Source organism: Pediococcus argentinicus (genome assembly GCF_001437605.1).
In the GTDB taxonomy this organism is placed as follows: domain Bacteria; phylum Bacillota; class Bacilli; order Lactobacillales; family Lactobacillaceae; genus Pediococcus; species Pediococcus argentinicus.
Map to the genome: position 1 here is coordinate 35026 of NZ_JQCQ01000012.1, position 9882 is coordinate 44907.

Sequence of the window (9882 nt, forward strand, 5' to 3'; positions counted from 1 at the left end):
TTATCATCTCATTTGATTTATTTTTTGTTGTGCCCATTTTAAAGCAGCTTGATTTTGAACTTGACGCAATTCAATGATTTCAACAGTATCGGACTTATCACCGATTGACATCGTTGGTTTTTGTTTGATTTCTGCAATGTTATCCTGATTAATTTGAATCTTATTATTTAAATATTGCATGTAGTCTTCCATTACTTGAAGCTGAAGCTCGGAAGAAATAGTGTGAAAACTTCCAATTTTAATTTCATAAGTTAATTGAGCATTTTGATTTAAGGGGACCGATGCTCCCATTAATTCAGTAAATCTCGCTTTACCTAATTCAGTAATGTGATTAACCTTTTTAGGCCTTTTAGAATCGGTGTTAACTAGTTCAACATCGATGAATCCTTTGTTTTCCATGCGTTCAAGCTGTGGGTAAATTACTCCAAAGCTAATCTTACGTTCGTTACCAACTATTTTTTGTAAAATACTTCTTAATTTATATCCATCGCTGGGTTCCTCAAAAAGTTCACTTAGAATAAATAATTCGTACATTTACTCATCTCCATATATCAAACTGATGCATATAATATATCAGTTTGATATATTTGTAAAGAAAATTGAAATTAATTTTATATAATGATATTCTAATTTTAATTTAATTATTAAATTGAACCTTTGGGGGGGAGATATGATGGCTCGATATATTTTTAGAATGATATTACAAACGATTTTTGTTGGGTTGCTGGTTTATTTTTTCAATGCTGACAGCAATATGGTATTTCATTTTCAGTGGGGAGTCTTTACAATATGGCTATTAATTTCTTGGATTTCACAATTTTGGTTGATGAAGTATGATCGAATTTTCCCCAGTTTTTCTTTTCAAGGTAGTGAGGATACTTTGAAGAAGGCTGATAATCCAACTGTTGTGACTTCTGGGACCCAATATCGATTGGGACAGGATCAAATTAATTTTGGTGCAGCAATTGTACTTTATATATTAAGTGCGCTTTTAGGACCGATTATCTTGTTGGTTCGGATTGGGTTGGATAGTTATTTGAGGAGTAGGGATAGAAAGTAGGACTTGGTGGGATGCGGTTGGCATTTTGCTGGGTCCTTTTTAAAAGTATGTTCTAACTGCAGATAACGTGCAAAACCTTCCAGCTTTCTCCGCTTAGCTACGAAAAGAGCCCCATGAGTAAATCACTCATGAGGCTCTTTCCTATGCTATGCTCAAAAGCTAAGTGGAAGGTTTTGCACTTCCTTACTTTGTCACATAAATATACAAATCAGATGCTGACACACCAATGTTGAATTTAACACCGTTGGATTTGATTGTCTTCATTGTTGTTTGGCCTGATTTGGCATCTTTTTTGAATTTCTTGAATTGTTTCATCACTGATTTAGGATCAGCACCGAGTGCTTTAGCTGAAATACCAAAAGCTGTTCCGAAATCTTTTTGTCCAGTTTTGTGTTTCATTGCTGAGTTTGATGCAATTACAGTAAGACCCATGAGATCACCATTTTGGTAATTTCCGCGTAGTTGGTAATCGGATTTCTTTACTAAATATGAAACGCCAGTAGCAGGGTGATCAGGAAGAAGGTCATCTTTTTTGTCCTTCTTGATCTTGTCCATTGAATCTTGAAGTTGTTGACCTTCTTTTTTAAGTTCAGTACCTTTTTGTTTCATGGCTTGCATTTTCTTCATTTCGGCTGCGCGTTTGTCGGCTGGCATCTTGGCCATTTCCATTTGAAGCTTTTTAGGATCAACTTTGGGTTGCTTTTTCATTTCAGCAGCTTCTTTTTGGAGACTTTGTGCTTTAGCTTGGTCAGCCTTAGACATATTCATGCCGACGATAGCTTGGTTATACTTATTTTTGAAATCTGAGTATGAACTAAGACGTTTTTCAGCCTTAACGGTAACTTGTTTACTTTCTTTTGAGCTACCGTTCTTAGCATTAATAGTAATTTTTTGGTCTTTAGTAGTTGAAGGAACTTCGATTACATAAGAACCGTCTGTATTTTTCGTATCTTGTGCTTTTTGATCATCAATTTTGTAAGATACCTTGGCATCTTTATTAACGCGGCCTTTAACTAGTGCGACCATTCCAGAAGCTTTTTTAACTTTAGCTCCGGCTGTTAAATTGTTTTGACCACAACCTGCTAAAACGAGTGCTAGTAGAGCGCTGGAAATCCCAGCAATTAATTTTTTATTCATGATTATTGTCCTTTATTTAAAATGTGACACCTTGTCAGATTCCACTAGTATACACCATTTGCCTAATATATTAAATGTAATTACTTTTGTGGTAAAATTCGAACTTTATTTTATTTTAAAAAAGTATAGTTCGTTATTTACAAATTTATGTAGATTGGTTATACTAGTTCTTGTGAGATTTATATGATTATACGAACTAATTAAGGGAGAATTTATTTAATGGCTAATGCAGTTGCGAACTATTTTCATTTTAAAGAATTAAAAACCAATTTTAAAACCGAAATGGTGGCTGGTTTAACAACGTTCATTTCAATGGTTTATATTATGTTTGTTAATCCGAATGTTTTAGGAGCATCTGGGATGGACAAGGGTGCGGTATTCACGGCTACAGCTTTGGCAAGTGCAATTGGCTGTATGATCATGGGTATCCTAGCTAATTATCCAATTGCTTCAGCACCTGCGCTGGGGATTAATGCGTTCTTTGCTTATTCAGTTGTTATTGGAATGAAGATTCCATGGCAAACAGCATTGGCAGGGGTGTTTGTTGCTTCATTAATTTTCTTATTAATTACTGTTTTAAAATTACGTGAGCTAATTATTAATGCGATTCCTTCAGATTTGAAATATGCTATTTCAGCCGGAATTGGACTCTTCGTTGCTTTCCTTGGATTGCATGAAGGTGGCATTATCGTTGCTAATAAAGACACTATTATCGGGTTAGGTTCATTTAGTGTTGCATCAACATGGATTACAGTTTTTGGTTTAATTTTCACAGCCTTCTTAATGGTTAAAAAAGTTCCGGGAGCAATCTTTATCGGAATGGTTGGTTCAACAATTGTTGGATTATTTGCAGGTGTGATTCATATGCCTTCAAGTATCATCTCTGCCGCACCAAGTTTGAAACCTACTTTCTTAGAAGGTGTTAAGCATGTCGGTGATATCAATACCGTTCAATTATGGGTCGTTGTTCTAACTTTCTTATTGGTTACTTTCTTTGATACAGCCGGTACTTTAGTGGGACTTGCTACTCAGGCCGGTTTCATGAAAGACAACAAAATGCCTCGGGTTGGTAAGGCTTTGATGTCAGATTCAACAGCTATGTTAACTGGTTCAATTTTGGGAACATCACCTGTTGGTGCCTTTGTTGAATCATCTGCCGGAATTGCTGTTGGTGGTCGTTCTGGATTTACAGTTGTAACAACTGGATTCTTATTTATTTTAGGAATGTTCTTCTCACCACTATTAGTTGTTGTTACTTCACAAGTTACTGCACCAGCTTTGATTATTGTTGGGGTATTGATGGCTCAAGCTACAAAACAAATTAGTTGGGATAAACTGGAAATCGCTATTCCTGCTTTCTTGATTATGATTGGAATGCCATTGACTTACAGTATTTCTGATGGGATTGCACTTGGATTTATCATGTACCCAATCACAATGATTGCTGCAAAACGTGGTAAAGAAGTTCATCCATTGATGTACGGATTGTTCTTCGTCTTCATCGGATTCTTTGCCATTTTAAACCACTAGATTTTAACTTATAATAGAAGCTAAGAGAAAGACTCTCTTAGTTTTTTTATTTTATAATTTAAATAGTCTAAATCGGGAAAATAAGACTGATTCTTCCGTCTAGCTACGAAAACCAAACGATTCCAAGTGCGAATCATTCGATTTCCTATGCTATGCTCAGAATCAAAACGTCTTATTTTCCACTCTGATTTTAGGAGAGTTACATGGCAAAAAAGAAGTTTTACGCTGTTCGCAAAGGTAAACAAACTGGTTTATTTAATACGTGGGATGAGACCAAGGCACAAGTGGATGGCTTTTCCGGTGCCCAATATAAAAGTTTTGGTACCAAAGCTGAGGCTGAAAATTGGTTAACCGAAACTACTGCAAGTTCAACACCTAAAAGTACGCCAACATCTACTAATGAGAGCTTGGTTCAAACAGTGCTTTACACAGATGGTGGATCACGGAATACCGGTAATGTTCGTGGGGGACATGTTCGAGGAACTGATTTGGCTGCTTGGGCGTTCTTACTACAGGGGCATAATCAAAAGATATCAGGTTCTGATGGTGAAAAGGGTGCAACTAATAACCGAATGGAGATTATGGCGCTGTTAGAAGGCTTAAAAGCGATTCGAGATCATTTTAGTGTGGACGAACCAGTATTAGTTGTTTCAGATTCTAAGTACGTTTTAGATGCCATCAATCAACATTGGCTCCGAGGCTGGAAACGAAATCAGTGGCGCAAGAAAAATGGTGAGGTAGTTGCCAATAAAGAACTGTGGATTGAAGTAGAACAGTTATTAGGACAGTTTAAACATTTGGAGTTAAAATGGACGAAGGGACATGCTAGCAACGAAGGCAATGTCTTTGTGGATGAGTTGTTAAATGAGACTATGGATAAAATGGCTGCCAATCAAGATAGTCACACTGAAACAGTAAAACAATCTCAACCACAAGTTCATTCAGAAACTAAACAACCAGAAAAAAAGACCCCCGCACCAACTGAAACAAGTAAGTCTGTGGAGGATCTCAAAGAAACATTTAAGCAAATGGGATTGTTTGATAATTAATCCCTTTGGATATGGAATGATAAATAATCGGGATTAGGTGAGTCGGCTTCCAATTGGAAACCGGCTTTTTTTAATAGGTGTTGTGAGACTTCGTTATTAGGAAGCGTTAGTCCTCGAACATCGGTTAGTCCAAGTTCATCAAAAGCAAATGAAATCATGCGAATTAAAACTTCATGCATGATGCCGTGATTCTGTTGGTCAGGTAGAATTTCAAATCCAACTTCAGCAGAGGTCTTATCATCGTTAAAATTCCAAATACAGAAGGTACCCAAAAATTGATGACTTTCTTTATCAGAAACGGACCACATGAGCGATTGATTATTCATGACAAGCCGCATCATATTGTTAACATAGTCAGTCGTTTCTTCTAAGGTGTCATCTAAATCACGCCCACTGGCAGCAGCTACTTCAGCATTATTTCTTAGCATGTAAACATCGCGTAATTTAGATGTGGTCAACCAGTCTAAAACAAAATGATCAGTGTATATAGGATGATAAAGTTCAAATTTTTGCATAATGACCTCTTTAAATTTAATAATATCTAGTAGTATTTTAGCGTCATTTTAAATATAAATCGAGTTTTCTGTTTTTCGAATAATATTAGTTACTTTTTCTAATGAATCGGTTTATGATGATGGTAAAAAGATGGGAGTGATTGATATGGAACTAAAATTTGATGAGGCAGCAATTGCAAAATTACAACCAATGTTAAGTGACGATAAAAAAATCTTATTAACTTTTGAGGATGGTGTTGGTCCTTATTCACAACATGCCATGATTCATATGCAAGTTCAATTTTCAATTAACTTAATTGGTAAGGATATGCCAATGGATGAATATAACCAGAAAATTGACTCGAATCTAGGTGACGTTTGGATTAAAGATTACTCTGCTGATGACTTGGATGAGCACATGTCACTCAAGTTTGATCAACAGCAAGATACCCTTAGATTAAGCGGAAATGGCGGGATTATTGATACAAATGTTGGCTTGATTGATTTTACAGATCCCGACGGTGTTAAGAAAAATCCCGCAAGGTAGTAATTGATGATAGCACATTCAAATATTTTCGAGTAGAATGTAGTAAATTACGCGGAAGTGGGGGATGTGTATGAATACAAATATTGTTCAAAAGAAATTTAGTTGGTCACTCTTTTTGAGTCCTTTTGTCTCAAGATTGGGTGACGAACTTTTTATTTTTGGATTGAATTGGTTTATTGTGCGGGCAACTGGGCACGCGTCCCTTCTTGGAATTGTACAGGGAATTGGTGGTGTGATTCTGGTTGCTGGCGATTTGATTGCGGGTCCACTGGTTGATCGCTATAATCGGAAAAATATCATGCTGATTGCAGATGTGATTAGTTTTCTTGCCTGTATTTTAGCGGCAATGACTATTGATGCGAAAGAGCCAATTTTTTACCAGTTAGTGTTATTAACCACGATTATGGATATTGGGTTAGCATTTAATTTTCCAGCAGCTAAGGCGATTGTTCCAGAAGTGATTGCACCAGGCTCATTAGCAAAATTTAATTCGTTAGCTAATTCAGCTACGATGGTATCTCAAATCCTAGCACCACTTCTTGGTGGTTTCTTACTTACTTTGAAATGGATTGATTTTAGAAGTTTCTTAGTTGTAAATGCATTTTCATTTTTACTCTCATTTATTTTTACGGTTGTCTTATCATACCAACCTGAAGAGAAGGAAAATAAAAATCGGTTACCAATCTTCGAAAGTCTCAAAGAAGGTTTAGGATATATTCAAAAAGTGCCAGATTTATTTCGCTTAATTGTTTTTGATGGATTCTTTGCAGCTTTTGCGGCTGGATATGGTCTGTTATTGCCATATGAAATTGACCACTACTATAACGGGAACGAAAAGCTCTATAGTTATGTTCTAACCTGTTATGCGGTTGGTGGCTTAATTGGGGCTCTGGCGTTGACGTTAGATAAACGTGATCCTAAAATTCATCAGAACTACGTTGATGCGGCAGCATTAGCTATTCTGACATTTGCAGCTGGCCTTTGGGTGAACTACTCGTTATTACTAGTTACAGCACTTTTAATTGGTGTCTTTTCATCAATGTACGGAATTCGAATGATGACAATTGTTCAACAGATTGTTAGCACGGACTATTTAGGACGGGTCTTTTCAATTTGGTTCTTAGTATTTGATAGTCTGTTCCCAATCAGTGCCTTTGTATTTGGATTTGTGGCTGATTTGTTGGATCACGGAACTTTCTTTGCATTGAGTATTTTAGTAACGGTCGGGTTAATTCTCGTCTGGCGTATGGGTAAAAAAGAACATCGTAATGGAGATTAAGCATGCCTACAATTGTTGTAGTATTAGTCATTATTTATTTTATTCGGGAACAATTTAGTTTTGGAACGGTTGGAAGATTGGAATATATTATTATTCCAATTTTTGCTTTGTATCAGTTCTTAGCCGTTTTCAAAGCGACGCAGATGGATTTTGTGCTGTTAGCAATTATTGCGATTATCTCGATTTTAATTAGTCGATTTCAAGCAAATGGATCTCGAGTTCGAATTGAAAAAGTTGCGACTTATTGGATTGATAATGATCAAGGTGAACAACCGATTTATAAAAAACAGGTTACTTCCCAAGGCGGTCGTCGATATCTTTTAGGATGGGGTGCCATTGTGCTTATCCAGATCATACTTGAACTTTTCTTCGGCCACGAAGCTTTGAATGGGAGCCAGATTTGGGGAGAAGTCTTCAAGGAAATTATCAGTGACATGTTTGCGTGGGTTCACTTAGGGGATGCTTGTCAAGGAAGCTGGTACATTTGGGCCTTAACCGGTATTTCCAGTGCTTCATACACTTACTGGATGTCACGTAAATCTCCAGCTTTTCGTTCTGTGATTCTGAAGGAAAGCCATACGGTAGATTACGAGGAAGAAAAATAATAGGAGCTAAACTAGACTTGGAATTTCTAGTTTAACTTCTATTTTTAATTTATCTGATATGTTCGGAATATGCAGTAAGACTCATAAGATTAACGTTTTGAATTAATAGCTAATCCGAGCAAATCGACTGGTGCCATAAATCTTGTTCTGGTAATGATTTGTGCTACTTCTTTAACAGAGTCTGGTTCGTCTTCTAGAATCCAAAAAATTACTAAACCAACAATACTATCTAACGCCATTTCCTGTGCATATTTTGCAGGAATGGCGCTTTTTTTAACCATTAATTCTTTTTGCTTAATGAGCGTTTCACGTAATACGTATTGGAGCATATGCTTTATTTTATTGGTGAAAACTGGATCTCCATTTTCGGATAATAAAGCTCTTAATAATCTTCTTTCGCTGTTTAAATAAGTTAGAGCCTCCAAGGATAATTGCTCTATTTCACTTTCTGACCTAGGTAGAAGTGGGGTATATTTTTTAAATGTTTCAGTGAGCTTTTCTAGAATATTAGCTTCATATTGATCGATTAAATCAAACTTGTCTTTGAAATGAAGATAAAAGGTACCTCGATTTATTTTCGCTGCTGAAGTTATATCACGGACTGTAATTTTAGATAGTCCCTTTGTATTGATCAGATCGATTACTGCAATCTGTATTTGATTTAAGGTTCTTGCAACCTTGATATTATCTTTCATACGCTGGTACTCCTCACTTTTAAATCAACACATTCAGTTAGATTGATTATTGATTCGGTTACTGATCCTCTTTATTATGGCACTAGATTAAGCAAAATCAACACAGTGTTGATTTGAAAAAGGAGATTAAAATGAATTTTATTGAAGTGAAGGATATGTCAAAAATTTATGGCAGTGGTGATAACGAAGTTCGGGCCAATGATCAGATCAATTTTAAGATTAAGCAAGGAGAACTAACTGTTATTGTTGGAGCCTCTGGTGCTGGTAAATCAACGCTGTTGAATATCCTTGGTGGAATGGACACAAACACTCATGGAGATATTTTAGTTAGTGGTAAAAATATCAGTAAATACAATGATCGAGAGCGCACTACATATCGTCGTACTGGACTTGGTTTTGTTTTTCAATTCTACAATCTAGTTCCAAATTTAACGGCTCTGGAAAATGGTGAATTGGCCTCAGAAATTGTGAAAAATGCTTTGAATCCAGCGGATACTTTAAAAAAGTTGGATTAGAAAAACGAATCAATAATTTTCCAGCTCAGCTTTCTGGAGGAGAACAACAACGTGTGGCGATTGCGAGAGCGATGGCTAAGAATCCCCAATTGCTACTATGTGATGAACCGACTGGGGTATTGGACTATAAAACCGGTAAAAATATTTTGCAATTACTTGAGGACTTTTCTCATAAGACGCAAAAGAATGTCATCATTGTGACGCATAATGGCATGATTAAACCGATGGCGGATCATGTGATTGAAATTGGTGATGGTCGAGTTAAATCAGATAATCATAATGATAATCCCGTTCCTGTTTCTGAAATTGAGTAGTAGGGGGAACGGCAATGACTAAAATTTTAAATAAAAATATTAGTCGCGAATTCTCCCATTCAATCGGTCGTTTTCTGGCCTTGGTAGCGTTAATTTCGTTGGCAGTTTTTGTACTAGTTGGTTTAAAAGTCACTGGACCAGATATGAAAACTGGCAAATTACAAGTTTAATCCGAACAAGCCCGGAAACTTTCAATGGCAGTCTGTTGATGATGGATTTTTAATGGTCGTTGATTAATAAGCTCAAGTGCTGCCAGGATTTCATCAGTCGTTATCTGGTCAAAGTTAGTCTTTTTCGGGAAAAACCAACGTAACCGTCGATTGAAATATTCATTGGATCCCCGTTCCCATGGTGAATACGGGTGACAAAAATAAACTTTAATCTGATAGTCTTGTTCTATGGATCGATAATCGGTAAACTCCTTACCATGATCAACAGTTATAGATTTCACTTGGGAACCGAAGGTCCCCATAAACTTTCCAAAGGTATCATTTAAGGCCTTGGCGGTGCGATTAGGGGCTTTGATAGCCCATAGAAGCCGGGTTTTACGTTCTACAAAAGTGACCAAACATGCTCGTGACTGACCTCGGCTAGAAAGTACCGTATCGACTTCCCAATGACCAAAAGCTAATCGCTGATTGACAGATTTTGGTCGTT

12 protein-coding genes and 1 pseudogene are annotated in these 9882 nt (G+C 36.6%); 8 read left to right on the top strand and 5 right to left on the bottom strand.

The window, feature by feature from the left end; all coding sequences use genetic code 11:
• Positions 1 to 3: 3 nt before the first annotated feature.
• On the bottom strand, positions 4 to 534 hold the full coding sequence (locus IV88_RS04250; protein ID WP_057799115.1) for a PadR family transcriptional regulator: 531 nt from the start codon (positions 532 to 534) through the stop codon (positions 4 to 6).
• A 136-nt stretch (positions 535 to 670) separates the two neighbouring features.
• Here IV88_RS04250 and IV88_RS04255 point away from each other — a divergent pair, with 136 nt between their 5' ends.
• On the top strand, positions 671 to 1060 hold the full coding sequence (locus tag IV88_RS04255; protein ID WP_147165234.1) for a hypothetical protein: 390 nt from the start codon (positions 671 to 673) through the stop codon (positions 1058 to 1060).
• 183 nt (positions 1061 to 1243) lie between these two features.
• Here IV88_RS04255 and IV88_RS04260 read toward each other — a convergent pair whose 3' ends face one another.
• Complete coding sequence (locus IV88_RS04260) at positions 1244 to 2197, bottom strand: hypothetical protein (RefSeq protein WP_057799120.1); 954 nt, start codon at positions 2195 to 2197, stop codon at positions 1244 to 1246.
• Positions 2198 to 2416: 219 nt separating this feature from the next.
• Between IV88_RS04260 and IV88_RS04265 the strand changes: the two genes are divergently transcribed.
• Together IV88_RS04265 and IV88_RS04270 are read left to right on the top strand one after the other, a co-directional pair.
• Positions 2417 to 3727: an NCS2 family permease gene (locus IV88_RS04265; RefSeq protein WP_057799121.1), complete on the top strand. Its 1311-nt coding sequence runs from the start codon at positions 2417 to 2419 to the stop codon at positions 3725 to 3727.
• A 203-nt stretch (positions 3728 to 3930) separates the two neighbouring features.
• Entirely contained in the window at positions 3931 to 4776 is an 846-nt protein-coding gene (locus IV88_RS04270; RefSeq protein ID WP_057799123.1) for a ribonuclease H family protein, read from the top strand.
• Here IV88_RS04270 and IV88_RS04275 read toward each other — a convergent pair.
• Positions 4773 to 5291 (bottom strand): GNAT family N-acetyltransferase, encoded by a 519-nt coding sequence (locus IV88_RS04275; RefSeq protein ID WP_057799126.1) that lies wholly within the window; start codon positions 5289 to 5291, stop codon positions 4773 to 4775. The genes IV88_RS04270 and IV88_RS04275 overlap by 4 nt on opposite strands.
• Positions 5292 to 5436: 145 nt before the next feature.
• On the opposite strand from IV88_RS04275, the gene IV88_RS04280 reads away from it, so the two are divergent.
• From IV88_RS04280 to IV88_RS04290, 3 genes are all read left to right on the top strand, one after another.
• Positions 5437 to 5817 (top strand): iron-sulfur cluster biosynthesis family protein, encoded by a 381-nt coding sequence (locus IV88_RS04280; protein WP_057799137.1) that lies wholly within the window; start codon positions 5437 to 5439, stop codon positions 5815 to 5817.
• Between the two features lie 70 nt (positions 5818 to 5887).
• Complete coding sequence (locus IV88_RS04285) at positions 5888 to 7096, top strand: MFS transporter (protein ID WP_236698601.1); 1209 nt, start codon at positions 5888 to 5890, stop codon at positions 7094 to 7096.
• 2 nt (positions 7097 to 7098) lie between these two features.
• Positions 7099 to 7701, top strand: a complete 603-nt coding sequence (locus tag IV88_RS04290) for a hypothetical protein (protein ID WP_057799130.1) — start codon at positions 7099 to 7101, stop codon at positions 7699 to 7701.
• A gap of 89 nt (positions 7702 to 7790) precedes the next feature.
• Here IV88_RS04290 and IV88_RS04295 read toward each other — a convergent pair whose 3' ends face one another.
• Entirely contained in the window at positions 7791 to 8396 is a 606-nt protein-coding gene (locus IV88_RS04295; RefSeq protein ID WP_057799132.1) for a TetR/AcrR family transcriptional regulator, read from the bottom strand.
• Between the two features lie 131 nt (positions 8397 to 8527).
• On the opposite strand from IV88_RS04295, the pseudogene IV88_RS04300 reads away from it, so the two are divergent.
• Positions 8528 to 9225: pseudogene (locus IV88_RS04300) on the top strand (ABC transporter ATP-binding protein).
• 14 nt (positions 9226 to 9239) lie between these two features.
• Complete coding sequence (locus tag IV88_RS09190; RefSeq protein ID WP_157059324.1) at positions 9240 to 9395, top strand: hypothetical protein; 156 nt, start codon at positions 9240 to 9242, stop codon at positions 9393 to 9395.
• On the opposite strand, the gene IV88_RS04305 is transcribed toward IV88_RS09190, so the two are convergent.
• The coding region (locus IV88_RS04305; protein WP_157059325.1) for an IS30 family transposase at positions 9392 to 9882 on the bottom strand (491 nt) is incomplete at its 5' end. The genes IV88_RS09190 and IV88_RS04305 overlap by 4 nt on opposite strands.

Excerpts from the sequence above, each read along its gene's own strand:
- IV88_RS04250 (WP_057799115.1), bottom strand. The coding sequence starts at position 534 with ATGTACGAATTATTTATTCTAAGTGAACTTTTTGAGGAACCCAGCGAT.
- IV88_RS04255 (WP_147165234.1), top strand. The coding sequence starts at position 671 with ATGATGGCTCGATATATTTTTAGAATGATATTACAAACGATTTTTGTT.
- IV88_RS04260 (WP_057799120.1), bottom strand. The coding sequence starts at position 2,197 with ATGAATAAAAAATTAATTGCTGGGATTTCCAGCGCTCTACTAGCACTC.
- IV88_RS04265 (WP_057799121.1), top strand. The coding sequence starts at position 2,417 with ATGGCTAATGCAGTTGCGAACTATTTTCATTTTAAAGAATTAAAAACC.
- IV88_RS04270 (WP_057799123.1), top strand. The coding sequence starts at position 3,931 with ATGGCAAAAAAGAAGTTTTACGCTGTTCGCAAAGGTAAACAAACTGGT.
- IV88_RS04275 (WP_057799126.1), bottom strand. The coding sequence starts at position 5,291 with ATGCAAAAATTTGAACTTTATCATCCTATATACACTGATCATTTTGTT.
- IV88_RS04280 (WP_057799137.1), top strand. The coding sequence starts at position 5,437 with ATGGAACTAAAATTTGATGAGGCAGCAATTGCAAAATTACAACCAATG.
- IV88_RS04285 (WP_236698601.1), top strand. The coding sequence starts at position 5,888 with ATGAATACAAATATTGTTCAAAAGAAATTTAGTTGGTCACTCTTTTTG.
- IV88_RS04290 (WP_057799130.1), top strand. The coding sequence starts at position 7,099 with ATGCCTACAATTGTTGTAGTATTAGTCATTATTTATTTTATTCGGGAA.
- IV88_RS04295 (WP_057799132.1), bottom strand. The coding sequence starts at position 8,396 with ATGAAAGATAATATCAAGGTTGCAAGAACCTTAAATCAAATACAGATT.
- IV88_RS09190 (WP_157059324.1), top strand. The coding sequence starts at position 9,240 with ATGACTAAAATTTTAAATAAAAATATTAGTCGCGAATTCTCCCATTCA.